We start from the raw sequence: 20,147 nt of genomic DNA, 5'->3' as shown, positions 1-20,147 counted from the left end.
CGTTCCACTCTCCGGAAGGGGTAAAGGCGAGGCGGAGTTGAGTCAAGCAAAGCGCCGTCCTGAAGTTCCGAATGCTGCGCGCGCGAAACTTGGTGTTTCGCTCCTGGCAAACATGCGCTAAAGCGAGCGGAGCAAGAATAACAGCGACGTAACAGTAAAAGCGGGCCCCTGCCTCACATGACCGAAAAAACTCCGTTCTACATCACCACCGCGATTGCCTATCCCAACGGCAAGCCGCATATCGGCCATGCCTATGAGTTGATCGCCACCGATGCGCTGGCGCGATTCCAGCGCCTCGATGGCCGCGATGTCTTCTTTCTGACGGGCACGGACGAGCATGGCCAGAAGATGCAGCAGACGGCGCGAGCCGAAGGCATGGAACCGCAGCAGCTCGCCAACCGCAATTCCGATGAATTCCAGGCGATGGGCAAGCTGCTGAATGCGTCGAACGACGACTTCATCCGTACGACGCAGCCGCGCCACCATGAGACATCGCAGAACATCTGGAACCTGATGGCCGATGCCGGCGACATCTACAAGGATTCCTACGCCGGCTGGTATTCCGTGCGCGACGAAGCCTATTACCAGGAAAACGAAACCGAGCTGCGCGCCGACGGCGTGCGCTACGGCCCGCAGGGCACACCGGTCGAGTGGGTGCAAGAGGAAAGCTACTTCTTCAAGCTCTCCGAATATCAGGATCGGCTGCTGAAGCTCTACGAAGAGAATCCGGATTTCATCGGTCCGGCCGAGCGCCGCAACGAAGTCATTTCCTTCGTGAAGTCCGGGCTCAAGGATCTGTCGATCTCGCGTACGACCTTCGACTGGGGCATCAAGGTGCCCAACGATCCGGCCCATGTCATGTATGTCTGGGTCGACGCTCTGACGAACTACATCACGGCGACCGGCTATATCGAAGACCGCAACAATCCGCGGGCAAAATACTGGCCTGCCGATCTTCATATCATCGGCAAGGACATTATTCGCTTTCATGCCGTCTACTGGCCGGCCTTCCTGATGTCGGCGAAGCTGCCGCTGCCGAAGCGCGTCTATGCGCATGGCTTCCTGCTTAACAAGGGCGAGAAGATGTCGAAGTCGCTCGGCAACGTCGTCGATCCGGTCAATCTTGTGAACCATTTCGGCCTCGATCAGGTGCGCTATTTCTTCCTGCGCGAAGTCTCCTTCGGCCAGGATGGCAGCTACAGCGAGGAGGCGATCGGCACGCGCATCAATTCCGACCTCGCCAACGGCATCGGCAATCTCGCCAGCCGCTCGCTGTCGATGATCGTCAAGAACTGTGACGGCCAGATCCCGGAATGCGGTCCGCTGACGGATGAGGACAAGGTGCTTCTGGCCCAAGCCGACGCCTTGCTTGCCTCGACCCGCGAAGACATGGGCAAGCAGCTGATCCATCGCGCGCTCGCTTCCATCATCGCGGTTGTTTCCGAAACCGACCGCTATTTCGCGAGCCAGGAGCCCTGGGCGCTGAAGAAGACCGACCCGGCGCGCATGGCAACCGTGCTCTATGTCACGGCCGACGTGGTGCGTCAGATCGGCATTCTGCTGCAGCCCTTCATGCCGGAATCCTCCGCGAAGCTGCTGGATCTTATCGCAATCCCTGCCGACAAGCGCGATTTCGCAGCCCTCGGCGAGGCCGGCCGCCTCGTTGCCGGAACGCCGCTGGAAGCCCCGAAACCGGTCTTCCCGCGCTATGTCGCGCCGACCGCCGAATAAGGTTTTCCATGCTGATCGATACGCATTGCCATCTGGATTTTGCCGATTTCGAAGAGGAGCGCGACGCGATAGTCGCCCGCGCTCACGAGGTTGGCGTCAAGCAGATGGTCACCATCTCGACCAAGGTCAGGAAGCTCGACGGATTGCTCGCTCTCACCCAGCGTTATCCGTCGGTTTTCTGCTCGGTCGGCACCCATCCGAACAGCGCCGACCAGGAGCTCGATATCCAGACGGAAGATCTTGTGCGGCTGGCAAACAAGCACGAGAAGATCGTAGCGATCGGCGAGGCGGGTCTCGATTACTTCTACGATACCGTCAAGCCGGAGGATCAGAAGACCGGCTTCCTGCGCCATATCGCTGCCGCGCGCGAAACGAAGCTGCCGCTCGTCATTCACAGCCGCAGCGCCGATGAGGATATGGCGGCGATTCTGACGGAAGAGACGGGGAAGGGGGCTTTCCCCTTCATCCTGCACTGCTTCTCCGCCGGCCCTGCCCTTGCCCGCACCGGCGTCGAGCTCGGCGGCTACATCTCCTTTTCCGGCATCCTGACCTTCCCGAAATCGGAAGAGCTGCGCCAGATCGCCAGGACGATTCCCCACGATCGTCTGCTGGTCGAAACCGATGCGCCGTATCTCGCGCCGAAACGCTGGCGGGGAAAACGCAACGAACCGTCCTATGTCGTCAACACGGCCGAAGTTCTGGCCGATACGATCGGCATCAGCATGGACGAGATCGCCGACATCACGACGGAAAACGCCTTCCGCTGCTTCTCCAAGATGACGAGGGTCTGACGTCGTGACATACCGGCGACGCTTCACCATTTTGGGCTGTTCATCGTCGCCGGGCGTTCCCCGTATTACCGGCGATTGGGGCGCCTGCGATCCGAAAAACGCAAAAAACCGCCGGACACGCGCTGCCTTTCTCATCGAGCAGATCGCACCGAATGGCGGCATTACCACCGTCGTTATCGATACGGGTCCGGATTTCCGCGAGCAGATGATCCATGCCGGCGTCAGCTCCATCGACGCCGTACTCTATACACACGCCCATGCCGATCATATTCACGGCATCGATGACCTGCGTGGATACTTCCATATTTCAAACCAGCGTATCCCGATTTATGCCGATCCGCCGACGATGGACCGCATTCGCGAGGGCTTCCGCTATTGCCTGGAAACGCCTGCCGGCAGCAGCTATCCGCCGATCGTGCGCCCGGTGCTAATCGAGAGCCTTGAGACAAGTTTTGTAATCGACGGGGCAGGCGGTCCAATCCGCTTCTGGCCGCACAAGCAGGTACACGGCGATATCCATTCGCTGGGTTTCCGTATCGGCAAACTCGCTTATTGCAGCGATATCAGTGACTTCCCTCCGGAATCGATAGAAAAGGTTCAAAACCTCGATATCCTGATCATCGACGCATTACAGTATCGGCCGCATCCAAGCCATCTATCATTGGAGCAATCGCTCGAATGGATCGAACGCCTGGCGCCGAAACACGCCATCTTGACCCACATGCATACGCCGCTCGATTATGAAACAGTGCTGGCTGAAACGCCCGACCATGTCGAGCCGGCCTACGATCAGATGCAGATCGAACTCGACGTGGAGGACGACGATCTATGAGCGAAGATATCAAGAAGCTTTCCAGCCTGGAACGCGTCGAGCTTGCGGCGCGAGCGCTGGGGCTCGACATCTCGATCAAGCGCATGGAGCAATCGACGCGGACCGCGGAAGAAGCTGCCAAGGCCGCGGCATGCGCCGTGGGCCAGATCGTGAAATCGCTGGTCTTCGTCAATGCCGATACACATGCATTGACGCTGCTTCTGGTTTCCGGCGCACACAATGCTGACACCGCTTATATCGCAGCGGCTTACGGAGTTCGGCTGAAGCGCGCTGATATCGATCGCGTCCGCGACGAGACCGGCTTTGCCATCGGCGGCGTCGCACCGATCGGCCACCTGGTCGATCTGCCTGTCTTCATGGACGAGAGCCTGTTGGCTTATGATCAGGTCTGGTGCGCAGCCGGGCGGCCCGACAGTATCTTCGCATGCAATCCGACGATATTGGCCGAGAAGATCGCAGCCAAGGCAATCCGCATCAAGGCGAGCTGAGATAGCGGAAACGGTTCGGCTTGCGCGGGTCGTGCAATTGTCGAGTCAGGCTAAGATCAGCATATCCCGATATCGTAACTGGCTGAAACAAAATGGAAAACTTCATTTTCCCGATCTAAGCACCGCCTGAATTTGTTCCATAATCTATCTTATCTGATATCCGTATGTAACCGGGTGAGTTCTAGAACGAAGTGCATCGCCTCTACCCTCGATGCGACGATCAGTTGGCGGTACTCTGCTTGACCGTCGTCGCAACGGCGGCTGGCGGCACATGGGCATCAAGAAGGCTCGCCATCTTGTCGTCGCGAATCTGCGCGGTCTTCTCGCCCATCACGACGCCAACGACGCGGCGGCCGTTCTTCGCGGCTGACGTCACGAGATTATAGCCGGAGGCGTCGGTATAGCCGGTTTTGATGCCGTCGGCGCCCGCGTAGCGATACATCAGATTGTTATGGCCCCGCAGCTTCATGCCGCGGAACTTCATGCCGCGCAGCGAGAAGAGCTTGAACTCTTCTGGAAAGTCGCGCATCAGCGCGATGCCGAGCATTGCCATGTCATGCGCGGTCGTGACCTGTTCAGGATCCGGCAGGCCGGAGGGATTCTTGAAGACGGTCTTGCTCATGCCAAGCTGATGCGCCTTCGCGGTCATGATCTTGCCGAAGCTCTCCTCGGAGCCGCCAAGCTGCTCGGCAATCGCGACGGCCGCATCGTTGGCCGACAGGACGACGATACCTTCGACCGCTTCGCGCACCGTGACCTTGCGGCCTGCTCCGATCGCGAATTTGAAAGGCTCCTTACTCTCGGCATTCTCCGACATGACGAGCTTCTGATCCCATTTCAAGCGGCCGTCATGCAGCGCTTCGAAAGCGAGATAGAGCGTCATCATCTTGGTGAGCGAGGCCGGATAATTCAGTTCATTTTCATTCGATGCTTCCAACACCTCGCCGCTATGCGCGTCCACGAGATAACTCGCCTGCCCGGCCTCCGCTGCCGAAGCTGCGCCGAGAAGCGATAGGGTCGAAATCGCCGCGGCGAGGAGCAGGGACTTTGTCTTGGGCATGGATTTTGCGGTCTCGTATTTTGATGTTCGGTGCGAAAACAGCAGATCACCGAGCAAACCGGCTATTGCTTTCGAGCGGAAGGGATCGGGCAAATCTGTGGCGGAAAAAAGAACAAGGGAATGAAAAAAGGACGATTGGACAACAGTCCCCAGACTAATGTTGTCCCCCTCGCCCAAATGCCGAGCCTTCAACCCGCGCAGTGGGCAATCGGGTCAATAATACCCCTGCTTACGGCGTCGGGCCGATTCATGGGACGCCTTTGAGCACTATCCCCAGAACCACGATTTATTGACCTCGGTCCGGGCTTCGGCGCGCGTCATGCCAATGTCTCGAAGCTGATCATCGCTCAGCTCGCGCAGGTTCCATCTTGTCTCGCGCTTTTCAAGATAGGTCAGGAATCTCTCCAGCGCCTTTTGCCAAAATCCCCGCTTTCGCCGGCCTCTGCCTGCGACGGCGATCGCTGCCAGCATCGGTCTGTCGGTATCGGTCGTCATTTCCCTGCTCCCGAGGCTCGTATGAACATGGCGTCAGGATGCACTAGCCGCGATAACGAATGAAGTTTATGATATTTATACAAACCATAAGGAATTCTTCTGTTGCTCAACCTGGATCAGCTAGCCGCCTTTGTGAGTGTCGTCGATCTCGGCAGCTTTACGGCCGCCGCCGACAAGGCCGGGCTGACACAACCGGCCGTCAGCCTGCAAGTGAAACTGCTGGAGCAGCGTCTCGGCGTAAAGCTGATCGAGCGCGTCGGCCGGCGGGCGCAGCCCTCACCGGCCGGACTTGATCTGCTTCCGCATGCCCGCCGAATCATCCAAGCCTGTTCGATCGCAGAGGAGGCGATGACGCCATTTCGGGAGGGATCGGTGGGGCGCGTACGGATCGGCAGCGGCGGCACCGCCTCGATTCATCTGCTGCCGCGCGCCATCGCCATGGCAAAGACGCGCATGCCCGATCTCGAGATCATCGTTCGTGTCGGCAATATCGACGAGATTTTGCGCGATCTCGAAGCCAATGCGCTGGATCTTGCGGTCGTTGCCCTGCCCGCCTCCGGCCGTTCGCTTGAGGTCGAGCCATTCCATGAGGATGAGCTTCTGGCCGTGGCTCCGAAGGGAAGCGTGATGCCTAAGGGCGGACCGGATGTGGAATTCATGAAAACCAGGACGTTGCTGCTTTACGAAGGCGGCAACACGCGTCGGGCCACGAACGAATGGTTCGAGACCGGCGGGACTCACCCCGAGCCGGCCATGGAGTTCGGCAGCGTCGAGGCGATCAAGGAGCTGGTCGCCGCCGGCCTCGGATGGTCCATCCTTCCGGAGATGGCTCTGAGACGGGAAAGGTCGGACCGGCTGGTTACCTCGCCGCTCAAGCCGAGGCTCGTTCGGCAACTCGGCATGGTGTTGCGCCGGGACAAGCATCTCACAAGAGGTCTTCGCGAAGTCATGAAAGCGCTGCGTGATTTTCAAACGCCGGAACATTCGATGTGAGCCTTAGCGGAACACCTAAAGGGCGTCCCGCCGCGGGCCTTGGCTGCTTATTCGAGCCGCCTGCGGCGCTCCATCTCCTCTTCTGAGGGATTCGGACCAACGAAGGAGCCCGTCTTCACCGTTCCATCGGGCTCGTAGGTCGCAAAGATGACACCGCTCGGAGAGGTTTTGCTACGCAGCAGCTTCATTGCTCCAGGCACTGCGCCATCGGCGAACAGCTTTTTGCCGCCGCCCAGCACCAGCGGAAAGATCACCAGCTTATATTCGTCAATCAGCCCATGACGGAGCAGGGTCTGGATAAAATCGCCGCTGCCCTGGATCAGCAGATCCGGCCCCTCACCCGCCTTCAGCTCTTTGATCGCAGCAACGACATCCTTGCCAAGCGAGCGGCTCTTGTTCCATTTCAATTCGGCATCGCCACGCGTCGCGACATATTTGGTGACGCTGTTGAATTTATTGGCAATCGGATTGTCGTCGTCGATATAAGGCCAATAGGCGGCGAAAATATCGTATGTCTTGCGGCCGAGCAGCAGATCGAACGGCTTTTCGAACAGTTCGAAGAGCGTCTTACCGGTATCTTCGTCCGAGTGCGGGAAAACCCAGCCGCCATATTTGAAACCGCCGGTCGGATCCTCGTCCGGACCACCGGGCGCCTGCATGACGCCGTCGAGGCTGATGAATGTTGCTGCGATAACCTTGCGCATGATGCCCTCCTTTTCTGGCATGGTACCCAAAGGACGCCTCATTGAATTCAACCCCGACATGCCATCGGCAATTTTCTTGAACACGCAATCTAACGTTCGCGTGGGACTTGTGACCGATTGACTCTTGAACGTCGCCATGGAATCGGCAAAATTCATCCTATCAATAGTTTTCCTGAGATACGAACCCCTCAGCGGGCCCGCCTCGTTCAATTATGCCTGGATAAAAGCGTGAGCAGCGATTCAATAGGAAGCGCGGCGAAGCCATTGGCCTCGCGCGCGCATATCAATGCGGTCGGGTGGGGCCAAGGTCTGTCGACGATCATCCGGATCACCCATATGACGCTGCGCCACCCATGGCAGACGAGCTTCGCCATAGGGGCAACATTCGTGGCTGCAACGTTGCAGCTGACGATCCCGCGGCTGCTGGGTCGCGCGGTGGACCAGACGCAAACGGCGGTCGCAGGCGGTGCCGCCGGCCAGATCGCCGAAAATGCTTTGACGACGACCGCTTTGCTGCTGCTTGTCGTCAGCATTCTGCGCGGCCTGTTCACGATGGTGCAGAATTATTACAGCGAATCCGTCGGCCACCATATGGGCTATGAGCTCCGACTGGCCTGCTACGAGAAGATTCAGCAGCTCTCCTTCAGTTTTCACGACAAGGTCCATTCCGGCGATCTCATCACGGTCGGCCTGCTCGATCTCGAAGGCGTGCGCATGTATTTCTCGACCGCACTCGTGCGCATGGTGCTGCTCACCATGCTGATCGGTGTCGGCGCCTACATGCTGCTGACGACCGATGTGGCACTCGGACTGCTGGCTCTAAGCTTCGTGCCCTTCGTCGCCTGGCGCTCCTCCGTCACGCAGTTGCGACTGCGTTCGACGTGGCTCGATCTGCAGGAACGGCTCTCGGTACTGACGCGCGTCATGGAGGAAAATCTGGGCGGCATCCGCGTCGTCCGCGCCTTTGCCGCACAGGCGCATGAAATCCTGAAGTTCGACCGCGCATCGCATAATGCGCTTTCGCTGGCGCATAGGCGCGTCGGCATCCGTGTCGTCAATACCAGCGCCATGAACCTTTCCTTCTTCGTGTCGATGTGGCTGGTGCTCTGGATGGGTGGTCTCAAGGTCATCAACGGCGAGATTAGCGTCGGCACGCTGGCCTCGTTCCTCACCTTCATGACCATCCTGCAGATGCCCGTGCGTCAGCTCGGCCTGATGGTGAATGCCTTCGCACGCGCATCGACCTGCGGTTCGCGCCTGTTCGCCCTGCTCGATCTCGATATTCCCATCAAGGATGCTCCGGACGCCAAGCCGCTCGTCGTAACCGACGGCACGCTCCGGTTCGAGAATGTCGATTTCAGCTATCCGGGCGCCGAGGAGCGCCCGGTGTTGAAGAATATCTCTTTCGAGGCAAGACGCGGCGAGACGATCGGCATTGTCGGCCCGCCTGGCAGCGGCAAATCCACCATCGCGCATCTCATTCCGCGCTTCTACGACGTCACGGCCGGAAAGATCACGCTCGACGGTCAGGATATTCGCAAGGCGACGCTGCAATCGCTGCGGCAGAACGTTGCCGTCGTGCAGCAGGATTCCTTCCTGTTCACGACGAGCATCGAGAACAACATCGCCTATGGCGACCCTTGGGCGAAGGAAACCCGCATCGAGCGGGCTGCCGAGTCGGCACAGCTGCATAATTACATTCTCGGCCTGCCCGCCGGCTATACCACGGTCGTCGGCGAGCGGGGCGTATCGCTTTCCGGAGGTCAACGCCAGCGCCTGACGATCGCCCGCACCTTGATGCTGAAGCCTGCCGTGATGGTCTTCGACGATTCTACCGCCGCGATCGACGCCGCGACCGAGCAGCGCATCCGCAGCGCCATGAAACGCTTTGCCCGCGACCGCGTGACCCTGATCGTCGCCCATCGGCTGAGCTCGCTGATGCATGCCGACCAGATCCTCTTCATCGAGGATGGTGTGATCGTCGAACGCGGTACGCATGAGCAGCTCTTGGCCGCCGGCGGCCGCTACAAGGCGCTTTACGATCTTCAGGTCCGCCCGGAGGACGATGTCGTCAAGACACCGGGCGACGTGCTCGAAAGAGCGAAAAGGGAGGTATGACAAATGTCGGAAATCGCCGAAACCGAGCGCAATGATGTGCGCGACGATGGGCGCCGCCCTCCCCGCGCAGTCGTTGGCTCGCACCGCGTCGAAGAAGAAATCTTCGGCAAGGTCTTCGACAGCAAGATCGTCCGCCGCATATGGGCCTTCGTCAGCCCCTATCGCCGGAAAATCTACATTTCCGTCGTCGCCGTTCTGCTGTTCACGGGATCGCAGATCGTCATACCGCTGGTGATCCGTCATGCGATCGACAAGGCGATGGCACCTGGCGCCATTGATTACTCAGCGCTCTGGCTGTCGCTAGCGATTTTTGCTGCGGCAATCCTCGTCAACTACGGCGCGAGCTACGTGCAGGAGACCTTTGTCGGCCAAGTCGCTGAAGAAGTGCTGTTCGACATTCGACGGGCAATGTTTGCGCATCTGCAGCGCGTCTCACTGTCCTTTATGGACAAGACGGAAGTCGGACGCTTGATGTCGCGCCTGCAGGGCGACGTCAACTCCATGCAGGAATTCCTTGAAACTTCGGTGCTTTCCGTGGGTGACATAGTCCTGCTCTTTGGCATCGTCATCGTCATGCTGTCGCTGGATTTCCGGCTCGGCCTGCTGACGCTCTCCGTCATGCCGATCCTCTTCATCGTGCGGCTATTCTGGCTGCCGAAGGCGCGTGTCGCCTTCATGAACGCGCATGAGACCAACTCCGTCACCAGTGGGGCGCTGGCAGAGGCTATCCATGGCGTGCGCGCTGTCCAGGGCATGCATCGGCAGGCCGTCAATTTCGCACTTTTCGACGACAAGGCGCATACCAATCTTCAGTCGCATCTGACGGCGGCGCGCTATGCCCAGATCATGGTGCCGATCGTCGATACGCTGACGGGCATGGCGATGGCGATCGTCATCATCGTTGGCGGCTCGATGGTTCTGAACCACAGGCTCGATGTCGGCATCATGGTCGCCTTCCTGTTCTACATCCAGCGTTTCTTCGATCCGATCCGCTCGCTCACCATGCAATATTCGGTGATGCAGCGCGCCATGGCCTCCGGTCAGCGCCTGACCGAGGTGCTTGATGTTCCGATCGACATCAAGGATGCGCCCGATGCAAAGGAGCTCTCGCCAGATATGGACGGCTCGGTGGAGTTCCGCAACGTCGTCTTCGGCTACAATCCGAAACACCCCGTGCTGAAGAATGTCAGTTTTAAGGTCAATCCGGGAGAAACGGTGGCCTTGATCGGGCCGACGGGCTCGGGCAAATCCAGTTCGATGGCGCTTATCCACCGCTTTTACGACGTGCAGCAAGGCCAGGTGCTGGTCGGCGGTCATGACGTGCGCTCCCTCACTCAGAATTCGCTCGGCCGCCAGATCGCCATGGTGCTGCAGGAACCGTTCCTCTTCACCGGAACGGTGCTGGAGAATATCCGCTATAACAAGGCAGAGGCGACGCGCGAGGAAGTCATAGAAGCTGCCAAGACCGTTGGTGCGCATGAGTTCATCATGCGTCTTCCGGATGGCTACGATTCCGTTCTCGGCGAACGCGGCGGCGGTCTTTCGCTCGGCCAGCGTCAGCTTGTCAGCTTCGCCCGTGCACTCGTGGCCGATGCCAAGATCCTCGTACTGGACGAAGCGACGGCGAATATCGACAGCTACACCGAAATGCTGATCCAGAAAGCATTGGTGAAACTGCTGGAGGGGCGCACCGGCCTCGTCATCGCCCATCGTCTGGCAACGATCCGCGAGGCCGACCGCATCATCGTGCTGCAGAACGGCCAGCTGCTTGAAAGCGGCAACCACAATCAGCTGATGGCGAATGGCAAACTCTACTCGAAGCTCTATAATCTCAACTATGCTTCCTTCGACGATATTCCGGAGGAGGAAGTCTCCGCGTCCGTGCCGGCGGAGTCACAGACGTAGAGTATTCCGCGCAAACTGTGGGGGCATAATCAACAATGACCGACAGTATTCTCGTTCTCTACGGTTCCTACCGATCGGATCGCGCCGGCATCCGTCTCGCGAATTATCTCGTAACCAGCCTGCGTCAGCGCGGAAACGATGTGGAGCTCATTGACGCCAAGGCGGTTGGCCTGCCGATGCTCGATCGGATGTACAAGGAATATCCCAAAGGTTCCGCGCCCTCGGCAATGGAGCAGCTTGCCGAGAAAATTCGCGCTGCCGATGCCTTCGTTTTCGTTACCGGCGAATATAATTGGGGCATGCAGCCTGGCCTGAAAAACCTGACCGACCATTACCTTGAGGAGTGGTTTTGGCGCCCGGCGGCGATTGCCAGCTACTCCGGCGGCCGCCTTTCCGGCGCACATGCGGCGGTCTCCTGGCATGGCACCCTTTCCGAGATGGGAATGATCGTCATCTCAAGCACGCTTGCCGTCGCCAATATTTCGGCGGCATTGGACGTCGAGGGCAAACCGACGGGGAGCGGAGGCGATGCTCTTGCGAAAGCCTTTCCCCGTTTTGCCGACGATCTCGCCTGGTGGACCGAGGCAGCAAAACACCAGCGCGCTCGCAGGGCGCCTCCCTATTGAAAGTCCGGAACCCTCTCGTCTTGGTCATCGACACCTTGATGCAAAGGTCGCCTTTTTCAATTTATAGCAAACCCCTCCAAAACAATCGGATTTCGCGCTCGCAGATCGCGCATTCGCTCCAGCAAATTCAGTTTTGCGCCAGTAACTTGCATAATGATAGTTACTTGTGCTATCTGCCCTGTCCATGCAAAGAACGAGCTTCAGCACCTTCAAATGCCCCGCGGCCCGTGCGCTGGAAAGCGTTGGCGACTGGTGGAGCATCCTGATCCTGCGTGATGCCCTTCAGGGGTTGAGCCGGTTCGATGAATTCCAGAAAAGCCTTGGAATTGCACCCAATATTCTGACGCGGCGGCTCAAGCATCTGACCGATGAAGGCCTGTTCGAGCGGCGACTCTATCAGGAGCGGCCGCCCCGCTACGAATATGTCCTGACCGGCAAGGGCCGGGATTTCTTCCCTGTGCTGATGGCGCTCTTCACCTGGGGCAATCGGCACTTGCCCGCCGAAGAAGTCGCCGTGCGGCTAGCCGACGCTAACACAGGTGAAGATCGCGACCCGCTGCTTATCGACCGTGTCACCGGCCGCGCCTTCCAGCCCGAAGACACGATCCTCGTGCCGGGACCGGCAGCCGACGACGCGGTTCACGAACGCATTGCCCAGATGAAAGCATGGTTTCTGGGCTTCGACGCCTGAGATAATAGGAGCAAGACATGGATCGTATCGTCGTCACCGGCATGGGACTGGTTTCTCCCCTGGGCGTGGGTGTCAATGCAAGCTGGAAGCGGCTCGTCGAGGGCCGCTCCGGTCTCCGGCAGCTGCCTGAGGAGATGGTGGGCGATCTCGCGGCCAAGGTCGGCGGCGTCGTTCCCGATATATCGGAGGACCTCGAAGCCGGCTTCGACGCCGACCGCTATGTGCCGGTCAAAGATCAGAAAAAGATGGACCGGTTCATCCTGTTCGCCATGGCGGCCGCCGAGGAGGCAATCCTGCAGGCCGGCTGGCAACCGACCGACATCAGCGCTCTGGAACGGACGGCCACAATCATCGCATCGGGCGTCGGCGGCTTTCCCGCCATCGCCGATGCTGTGCGCACGGCGGAAACAAAGGGCGTGCGGCGTTTGTCGCCCTTCACCATCCCTTCCTTCCTCGTCAATCTCGCCGCCGGCCAGGTGAGTATCCGCTATGGCTTCAAGGGCCCCCTCGGTGCGCCGGTCACCGCCTGTGCGGCCAGCGTGCAGGCGATCGGCGATGCCGCGCGGCTGATCCGTTCCGGAGAGGCCGATGTCGCCATCTGCGGCGGCGCCGAAGCCTGCATCGACAAGGTCAGTCTTGGCGGCTTCGCCGCGGCGCGCGCGCTTTCGACGGGTTTCAGCAATCGCCCCGAGGAAGCCTCCCGTCCCTTCGACAGCGGCCGCGACGGCTTCGTCATGGGTGAAGGCGCCGGAATGCTGGTCATCGAGACGTTGGAGCATGCACTTGCCCGCGGCGCAACGCCGCTTGCCGAGCTTGTCGGTTATGGCACTGCCGCCGATGCCTATCACATGACGGCAGGGCCGGAAGATGGCGACGGAGCACGCCGGGCCATGCTCGCCGCCCTCGCCCAGGCACGAATTTCACCGGCCGAGGTCAAGCACCTGAATGCGCATGCGACATCGACCCAGGTCGGTGACCGCGGAGAGATGGAAGCAATTAAAACCGTCTTCGGCCGCGAGGGTGCGATTGCCGTCAGTGGCACGAAGGCGGCGACCGGCCATCTTCTGGGTGCAGCCGGCGGCATGGAGGCGATCTTCACCATCATGGCATTGCGGGACCAGATCGCGCCGCCGACCCGCAATCTGCAGGATCCGGATCCCGCAGCGGAAGGCATCGATATTGTCGGCGGCACCGCGCGACCGATGGCGATGAACTATGCGATCTCCAACGGCTTCGGTTTCGGTGGCGTCAACGCCAGTGCTCTCTTCCGCCGCTGGCAGTAATCGCTTCTGCCTGCGATCAAAGCGCGCTAAGCTTTCCTATATGGCTGGGGACGGACATGCGCGCCTTTTCGATCGTCGCTTTTCTCGGTTGCTTTTACTTTGCACCTGCCGCTTACGCGGAAGATCCAGTGCAGACGGCTCAGAGCCTCATTGAACAACAGATCGAGGCCTTTCTACGCAATGACGCGGCAACGGCGTATTCCTTCGCGGCACCCGGCATCAAGGCGCTCTTCCCTGACAAGGACAGCTTCTTCGCCATGGTAAGGAAGAACTACCGGCCGGTCTATCATCCGGGCAACTATGCCTTCGGCAAGGGCCGGGCGATCGACAATGGTGCCGTCGTCTATCAGGAAGTGCTGATCACAGGCACCGACGGCAAGGACTGGACGGCGATCTATCAGATAACCCGTCAGCCGGACGGCAGCTACAAGATCAACGGCGTGCAGATTCTTGCAAAAACGCAAGCGAGGGCATCTGAACATCGCTTGGCCCAAATGAAAACAGCGCACCTCTGGGAGAGATGCGCTGATCGAGGGTTTGGGCCAGTGCTGCTAGCCGCGAATTCTAAGCGAATTTCCCACCGGCGTGTTGCCATCCAACTCCGGGCGTGGCTGCGGAATGACAACCGTCGAAGCCGGCATAGGCGTATTCGTATATGTAGCCTCACCGCTCGGAAGCGGTCCTGAAATTGCCATGTCCGTGGGTGCGGGTGTCGGGATCGGAACCGCATTCGGGATGACGATGGCGCTCTGCGGCATGGTTACGGTCGGGTTCGAGACCGGTGTGAAGGCCGCAACGGCGGATGTCGAGGACGCCGGCTGCGTTTCCGGCAGGACGAACGGAGATTGCGGCGCGCCCTGCGTGGGCACATAATTCATCGCAACCTCGTAGGCCGGAAGCGGCGCAGGCGTCTGAAGCTGGCCATCCCGACTGCGCTTCTCATAAAATGCGTTGCCGCCGGCATAGGCGACATAATGCATATTATCGTAAGGGAATCTCAGACCCTCTGTATGAAAGAACATGGCATCCTTCACCTGGGGATGCCGTTCGCCACGCAGGAGCCTGGAAGCGGCGACTTCAAGATCGGGCTTTGCCTGTTCCTTGACTTCCCTGGTCATCACGCCCGGGGCGAACTGTTTTTCCTGTGCAACGACGCCGCAGATCGTGGGCGGATATGCACCGGAGGTCAATCGGTTCATCACGACCGTGCCGACAGCCATGTAACCGCTCGGGTCGGAACGCTCTGATTCAAAGTACATTGCACGTTCGAGACAATCCTTGTCTTTCGTCGTGTAATTGTACGTTACTTTCGTGCCACGAATCGGTTTGGTGGTATTGCTGGGGGTGGGTGTTGTCTTCTGCGTCGTTGTGCAGCTCGTAGCGGCCAGACCGACAACCAACAGCCCCGAAAGACATGCCCCGAATTTGCGTTGCGCCCTCAACGGCAAGTGCCTCCTATTTTCGGTAGTACAGCCCTTATCGATCAAGAGAATGCGTTTTAGCCGGATTTTTTGAAAATTCCAAGCAGCCACACAATCAAATCAGCCAATGACGTTTTCAAAGGCGGACGGACTGTTTATTCCGATTCGCTATTTTTCCCAATGCTTTATTGTTGCAAGGCTCATTCTGAGACGTGGCCGAAACGGAGCTTGCCTAGCTGCAAACCCGTTTCAGCCCGGCTCAAAACGATGTTCGTTAAGGATAGCAGCCAATCGATAATAAATGATTTACCAACAAAGCAAGGTCCATGCGCCAGCCGACTTCGATGAGGATTCGCCCTGGTGCAAAACAATAAAACGACCAATTGCCGCGTATCGCCGAAGGTGGTTTCCAGATCTCGCAACCGCTCGATTTCGCTCGTTCGAACAGCAGATCGACCGCTTCCCGAGAGGGCTGAATGAAGCCGATATGATAGGTATTGCGACCGACGGAGACAGCATCGGCGCCGCCGAACTTCTCGACCGGCCGGCTGATGACGAGCTCAAGTCCGGCATCGTCGCGAAGGATGGCGAGGCCATTTGCGCCGCGCGTTTCCACCTCCGTCAGGCCGAAAACGGAAACGAAAAAATCCCGCGTCGCGGCGACATCGGGAACATGCAGATCCAGGTGATTCAGTCTCATGACAGCTCCAAAGGCTTTCCCGCGGAGACATGTCGGTCGATCCGGCCCACGCCAACGCGAGACACTCGACCACAATGGTCAAGTTCCGCGTCGCGGGCTCTCATCACCAATGGCAAGGAGCAGAACTTCCAGACTGGAAGGGGTTGGGCCTACCGAAACCAACCCTGCCTTTTTCGACACGCTTCTGTTAGCGCGAAACCGCCACAGGAGCAAGATCGAGTGGCGCATCCTCAGCATAGCTGAATCAAACCGGCTCGAGATCGCCCCTCGCCCAGTTTTCCATCGTTTCGGCCATGAAATCGGCAAAGCGGCCTTCGGCGATCGCCTGACGGATGCCCTGCATCAGTTCCTGGTAATAGGCGAGGTTGTGCCAGGACAGCAGCATGCCGCCGAGCGCTTCGTTGGCGCGGACGAGATGGTGCAGGTAGGCGCGCGAGTAGTCCCGCGAGGCCGGGCAATTGGACTGCTCGTCCAGAGGCCGCATATCTTCGGCGTGGCGCGCGTTGCGGATGTTGACCTTGCCGCGGCGGGTAAATGCCAACCCATGACGGCCGGAGCGAGTCGGCATCACGCAGTCGAACATATCGATGCCGCGGGCGACGGATTTCAGAATATCGTCCGGCGTGCCGACACCCATCAGATAGCGCGGCTTCTCCGTCGGCAGTTCCGGCAAGGTGATTTCGAGCATGCGCAGCATGACGTCCTGCGGCTCGCCGACGGCGAGACCGCCGACCGCATAGCCCTTCAGGTCCATGCCGCTTAGCGCCTGTGCGGAGCGGACGCGCAGCTCCGGCACATCGCCGCCCTGCACGATGCCGAACATCGCCTTGCCGGGCTGATTGCCGAAAGCCACCTTACAGCGTTCCGCCCAGCGCAGCGACATTTCCATGGCGCGCTCGATGTCTTTGGGCGTCGCCGGCAGGGCGACGCATTCGTCGAGCTGCATCTGGATATCGGAATCGAGCAGGCCCTGGATTTCAATCGAGCGCTCCGGCGACATGTGATGCAGGCTGCCGTCGACATGCGATTTGAAGGTGACGCCCTGCTCATCCAATTTGCGCAGACCGGACAGCGACATCACCTGAAAGCCGCCGGAATCGGTCAGGATCGGATGCGGCCATCGGATCAGCTGGTGCAGACCGCCAAGACGGGCGACGCGCTCCGCCGTCGGGCGCAGCATCAGGTGATAGGTATTGCCGAGAATGATATCGGCGCCGGTTTCGCGCACTTGGTCCAGATACATCGCCTTGACGGTGCCGACGGTGCCGACGGGCATGAAGGCCGGCGTGCGGATCGTGCCGCGCGGCATGGAAACTTCGCCGAGGCGCGCGCCACCATCGGTCTTCTTCAATTGAAACTGAAAGCTCTCGCTCATTTCGTTCTAGTCTTTCCGATGGAGCAGGCTGCCATCGCCATAGGAATAGAAGCGATAGCCTGTCTCGATAGCATGGGTATAGGCCGCGCGCATCGTATCGAGGCCGGCGAAAGCCGACACGAGCATGAACAGGGTCGAGCGCGGCAGGTGGAAATTGGTCATCAGCATGTCGACGGCCTTGAAGCGGTAGCCGGGGGTGATGAAAATGCCGGTAGCGCCCTGCCAGGGCTGGATAGTGCCATCGGCGGCGGCGGCGCTTTCGATCAATCGGAGCGAGGTGGTACCGACGCAAACGATGCGCCCACCCCTTGCCCTGACGGCGTTGAGTTTTGCGGCGGTGCCGGCATCGACATAGCCTATCTCGAAATGCATCTTGTGGTCTTCAGTATCATCGGCCTTGACCGGCAGAAAGGTGCCGGCGCCGACATGCAGGGTCACGAAATGCCGCTCGACGCCCATGGCATCGAGCGCGGCAAATAGAGCTGGCGTGAAATGCAGGCCGGCAGTGGGTGCCGCGACGGCGCCCTCTTCACGCGCGTAGATCGTCTGATAATCGGCGCGATCGCGCTCGTCTTCCGGACGTTTCGCCGCGATATAAGGCGGCAGGGGAATGTGCCCTACGGCGGCGATCGCTTCGTCCAGTGCCGGACCGGAAAGATCGAACCGCAAGGTGATCTCACCCCCCTCGCCTTTTTCCTCGACAGTCGCATCGAGCGAGCCCAGAACGCAGACATTTTCGCCATGACCGAACTCGATGCGGTCGCCGATCTTGATGCGCTTTCCGGGCTTGGCAAAAGCCTTCCAGCGGTCGGGTGCGGCGCGCATATGGAGGGTGGCAGACACCTGCTGGCCAGGCGCGCCTTCGCGGTGACGAAGGCCTTCCAGCTGCGCCGGTATCACCTTGGTATCGTTGAAGACCATGGCGTCGCCGGGACGCAGGAAGGATGGCAGGTCGCGCACCTGACGGTCGATCAGCGTGTTTGCGCCATCGTTCGGATCGACGACGAGCAGGCGCGCGCTGTCGCGCGGCTCGGCGGGCCTGAGCGCGATACGCTCTTCCGGCAGATCGAAATCGAAAAGATCAACACGCATTCACTTGGTCCAGACAGTTCATTCAGGCAAAGCGAAACCCGCCCCTCACGCCGAAGGCGCAAGAGGCGGGTTTCAGGAATAATCACGATCAGACGTCGGCAGCAACCCGCGCAGATACGATGGAATCCGGATCCTTTACCGGCTCGCCGCGCTTGATCTGGTCGACGAATTCCATGCCGGAGATGACCTGACCCCAGACGGAATACTGCTTGTTCAGCCAGGGAGCATCGGCAAAGCAGATGAAGAACTGCGAATTGGCCGAGTTCGGGTTCTGCGAACGGGCCATCGAGCAGGTGCCGCGAACGTGCGGGGTGGCGGAGAATTCAGCCTTCAGGTCGGGCTTGGACGAGCCGCCGGTGCCGGCGCGAGCGGTGTTGCCGCCGACCTTGCCATGCTCGACGTCGCCGGTCTGAGCCATGAAACCATCGATGACGCGATGGAAAACAACGTTGTCATAGGCCTTTTCGCGCGCAAGCTCCTTGATGCGAGCGACATGCTCCGGAGCAACCTGCGGCAGAAGCTGAATGACGACCTGACCCTTGGTGGTGTCCAGGATGAGGGTGTTTTCTGGATCCTTGATCTCAGCCATGTTCGTTTCCTTGTTCTCTCTGTTTGTGCAGGGCCCTACGCGGATCATGCACCTTGCCTTGGCTTGATCTCACCCTACAGCGGCTTCGCGTCTTTTGAGATCACGCCGGTGAAATCACTTCTTGGTGACGGTGACCTTGATCATCTTGTCAGGGTTGCTCACTTCGCCGTTTTGGCCTTCGCCGCGCTTGATCTTGTCGACAAGCTCCATGCCGGAGATGACCTTGCCGACGACCGTGTACTGGCCGTTCAGGAAATCGCCATTGGCGAACATGATGAAAAATTGCGAATTGGCAGAGTTCGGGTCCTGAGCGCGCGCCATACCGACGGTGCCGCGCGTGAACGGAACCTTGGAAAATTCGGCCGGAAGGTTCGGCAGGTCGGAACCGCCGGTGCCGGCCTTGTTCGGATCATAGCCCTTGGAGGCGTTACCGTACTGAACATCGCCCGTCTGGGCCATGAAACCGTCGATGACGCGATGAAAAACGACGTTGTCGTAAGCACCCTTCTTCGCCAGCGCTTCGATTTGGGCGACATGCTTCGGAGCAACCTCAGGCATCAACTGGATGACCACTGGGCCGTCCTTGAGCTGAATGGTCAGAAGATCTGCGGCCGCGGCCGAGAACGCACTGCCTGCGCAGGCGGCAAGGCTCAGGAATCCTGCCAATGCAATATGAAAGAGTTTCATGGATGCTCCGTTCGGGATTGAATTTCGGCTCAGCTGTTATCGCCGGCCTTATTTTTGAGTTTGCCGTTCAGCGCTTTCAGAACCGCCGACGGCACGAAGGCGCTGACATCGCCGCCCATGGATGCGATCTGCCGCACCAATGTGGCGGTTATGGGCCGCGAGGCCGTGCCGGCTGGCAGAAACAACGTCTGAATATCCGGCGCCATCTGCCTGTTCATGCCGGCCATCTGCATTTCATAGTCGAGATCGGTGCCATCGCGCAGGCCGCGCACAAGCAAGGTTGCGCCATGGGCGCGGGCGGCATCGACGACCAGATTGTCAAAGGCGACGACGGAAATATCGCCCGCCTTCTGCGGCAGAGCCTCGCCAAGCGATCCGCGGATCAGCTCCGCCCGCTCCTCGAAGGAGAAAAGCGGCTTTTTGCCCGGATGAATGCCGATCGCGACGATCACCTTGGCGGCGACATTCAACGCCTGCACGAGGACATCCAGATGTCCGTTGGTCATCGGGTCGAAGGACCCGGGATAGAAGGCTGTCGTCATAGCAAGCCGGCTCGTTGTTTCGAC

General features: G+C 59.5%; 20 protein-coding genes and 1 pseudogene. 11 read left to right on the top strand and 10 right to left on the bottom strand.

Annotated elements, in window-relative coordinates; translation table 11 throughout:
• The first annotated feature begins 177 nt into the window (after positions 1 to 177).
• From metG to C7U61_RS09625, 4 genes are read left to right on the top strand one after another with little or no spacing between them, the layout of a single operon-like run.
• Positions 178 to 1,731, top strand: a complete 1,554-nt coding sequence (metG, locus tag C7U61_RS09640) for a methionine--tRNA ligase (protein WP_106997871.1) — start codon at positions 178 to 180, stop codon at positions 1,729 to 1,731.
• Between the two features lie 8 nt (positions 1,732 to 1,739).
• Complete coding sequence (locus C7U61_RS09635) at positions 1,740 to 2,522, top strand: TatD family hydrolase (protein ID WP_106997870.1); 783 nt, start codon at positions 1,740 to 1,742, stop codon at positions 2,520 to 2,522.
• A 4-nt stretch (positions 2,523 to 2,526) separates the two neighbouring features.
• A complete protein-coding gene (locus tag C7U61_RS09630) occupies positions 2,527 to 3,354 on the top strand; it encodes an MBL fold metallo-hydrolase (protein ID WP_106997869.1) in 828 nt (275 codons plus the stop codon).
• Complete coding sequence (locus C7U61_RS09625; RefSeq protein ID WP_106997868.1) at positions 3,351 to 3,842, top strand: YbaK/EbsC family protein; 492 nt, start codon at positions 3,351 to 3,353, stop codon at positions 3,840 to 3,842. Before C7U61_RS09630 ends, C7U61_RS09625 begins: the two co-directional genes overlap by 4 nt.
• Before the next feature lie 220 nt (positions 3,843 to 4,062).
• On the opposite strand, the gene C7U61_RS09620 is transcribed toward C7U61_RS09625, so the two are convergent.
• The gene (locus C7U61_RS09620) at positions 4,063 to 4,902 is read right to left on the bottom strand and encodes a D-alanyl-D-alanine carboxypeptidase family protein (RefSeq protein WP_106997867.1); all 840 of its coding nucleotides are present in this window, start codon (positions 4,900 to 4,902) and stop codon (positions 4,063 to 4,065) included.
• 267 nt (positions 4,903 to 5,169) lie between these two features.
• Positions 5,170 to 5,397 carry a DUF1127 domain-containing protein gene (locus C7U61_RS09615; RefSeq protein WP_181315827.1) on the bottom strand — a complete coding sequence of 76 codons (228 nt, stop codon included), beginning with the start codon at positions 5,395 to 5,397 and terminating at the stop codon, positions 5,170 to 5,172.
• 99 nt (positions 5,398 to 5,496) lie between these two features.
• Between C7U61_RS09615 and C7U61_RS09610 the strand changes: the two genes are divergently transcribed.
• Positions 5,497 to 6,390 carry a LysR family transcriptional regulator gene (locus C7U61_RS09610; protein WP_106997866.1) on the top strand — a complete coding sequence of 298 codons (894 nt, stop codon included), beginning with the start codon at positions 5,497 to 5,499 and terminating at the stop codon, positions 6,388 to 6,390.
• Positions 6,391 to 6,437: 47 nt separating this feature from the next.
• On the opposite strand, the gene C7U61_RS09605 is transcribed toward C7U61_RS09610, so the two are convergent.
• A complete protein-coding gene (locus C7U61_RS09605; RefSeq protein ID WP_106997947.1) occupies positions 6,438 to 7,094 on the bottom strand; it encodes a dihydrofolate reductase family protein in 657 nt (218 codons plus the stop codon).
• A 228-nt stretch (positions 7,095 to 7,322) separates the two neighbouring features.
• Between C7U61_RS09605 and C7U61_RS09600 the strand changes: the two genes are divergently transcribed.
• The 6 genes and pseudogenes from C7U61_RS09600 to C7U61_RS09575 all read left to right on the top strand — a co-directional run.
• Positions 7,323 to 9,212 carry an ABC transporter ATP-binding protein gene (locus tag C7U61_RS09600; RefSeq protein WP_106997865.1) on the top strand — a complete coding sequence of 630 codons (1,890 nt, stop codon included), beginning with the start codon at positions 7,323 to 7,325 and terminating at the stop codon, positions 9,210 to 9,212.
• Between the two features lie 3 nt (positions 9,213 to 9,215).
• Complete coding sequence (locus C7U61_RS09595; protein ID WP_106997864.1) at positions 9,216 to 11,117, top strand: ABC transporter ATP-binding protein; 1,902 nt, start codon at positions 9,216 to 9,218, stop codon at positions 11,115 to 11,117.
• 35 nt (positions 11,118 to 11,152) lie between these two features.
• Positions 11,153 to 11,743 carry an NADPH-dependent FMN reductase gene (locus tag C7U61_RS09590; protein ID WP_106997863.1) on the top strand — a complete coding sequence of 197 codons (591 nt, stop codon included), beginning with the start codon at positions 11,153 to 11,155 and terminating at the stop codon, positions 11,741 to 11,743.
• Between the two features lie 184 nt (positions 11,744 to 11,927).
• Entirely contained in the window at positions 11,928 to 12,434 is a 507-nt protein-coding gene (locus C7U61_RS09585) for a helix-turn-helix domain-containing protein (protein ID WP_106997862.1), read from the top strand.
• A 17-nt stretch (positions 12,435 to 12,451) separates the two neighbouring features.
• Positions 12,452 to 13,717, top strand: coding sequence for a beta-ketoacyl-ACP synthase II (gene fabF / locus C7U61_RS09580; RefSeq protein ID WP_106997861.1), 1,266 nt, complete (start codon positions 12,452 to 12,454; stop codon positions 13,715 to 13,717).
• Positions 13,718 to 13,773: 56 nt separating this feature from the next.
• Positions 13,774 to 14,169 (top strand): annotated as a pseudogene (locus tag C7U61_RS09575) (DUF4864 domain-containing protein); the annotation flags it as partial.
• Between the two features lie 99 nt (positions 14,170 to 14,268).
• Here the strand turns inward: C7U61_RS09575 and C7U61_RS09570 are convergent.
• The 7 genes from C7U61_RS09570 to coaD form a co-directional block, all read right to left on the bottom strand.
• Positions 14,269 to 15,159, bottom strand: coding sequence for a cell wall hydrolase (locus tag C7U61_RS09570; protein ID WP_106997860.1), 891 nt, complete (start codon positions 15,157 to 15,159; stop codon positions 14,269 to 14,271).
• A 253-nt stretch (positions 15,160 to 15,412) separates the two neighbouring features.
• On the bottom strand, positions 15,413 to 15,838 hold the full coding sequence (locus tag C7U61_RS09565) for a VOC family protein (protein ID WP_106997859.1): 426 nt from the start codon (positions 15,836 to 15,838) through the stop codon (positions 15,413 to 15,415).
• 244 nt (positions 15,839 to 16,082) lie between these two features.
• A complete protein-coding gene (gene tgt, locus C7U61_RS09560) occupies positions 16,083 to 17,213 on the bottom strand; it encodes a tRNA guanosine(34) transglycosylase Tgt (protein WP_106997858.1) in 1,131 nt (376 codons plus the stop codon).
• A gap of 6 nt (positions 17,214 to 17,219) precedes the next feature.
• Positions 17,220 to 18,305 (bottom strand): tRNA preQ1(34) S-adenosylmethionine ribosyltransferase-isomerase QueA, encoded by a 1,086-nt coding sequence (gene queA, locus C7U61_RS09555; protein WP_106997857.1) that lies wholly within the window; start codon positions 18,303 to 18,305, stop codon positions 17,220 to 17,222.
• Positions 18,306 to 18,393: 88 nt separating this feature from the next.
• Positions 18,394 to 18,894: a peptidylprolyl isomerase gene (locus C7U61_RS09550; RefSeq protein WP_106997856.1), complete on the bottom strand. Its 501-nt coding sequence runs from the start codon at positions 18,892 to 18,894 to the stop codon at positions 18,394 to 18,396.
• A 114-nt stretch (positions 18,895 to 19,008) separates the two neighbouring features.
• A complete protein-coding gene (locus C7U61_RS09545; RefSeq protein ID WP_106997855.1) occupies positions 19,009 to 19,581 on the bottom strand; it encodes a peptidylprolyl isomerase in 573 nt (190 codons plus the stop codon).
• A gap of 29 nt (positions 19,582 to 19,610) precedes the next feature.
• Positions 19,611 to 20,123 carry a pantetheine-phosphate adenylyltransferase gene (coaD, locus tag C7U61_RS09540; protein ID WP_106997946.1) on the bottom strand — a complete coding sequence of 171 codons (513 nt, stop codon included), beginning with the start codon at positions 20,121 to 20,123 and terminating at the stop codon, positions 19,611 to 19,613.
• Positions 20,124 to 20,147: the final 24 nt, after the last annotated feature.

It is taken from the genome of Rhizobium sp. JAB6 (genome assembly GCF_003024605.1).
Classification (GTDB): domain Bacteria; phylum Pseudomonadota; class Alphaproteobacteria; order Rhizobiales; family Rhizobiaceae; genus Rhizobium.
The sequence above is the reverse complement of the archived record's forward strand: the minus strand, read 5'-3'. Positions and strand labels throughout refer to the sequence as shown.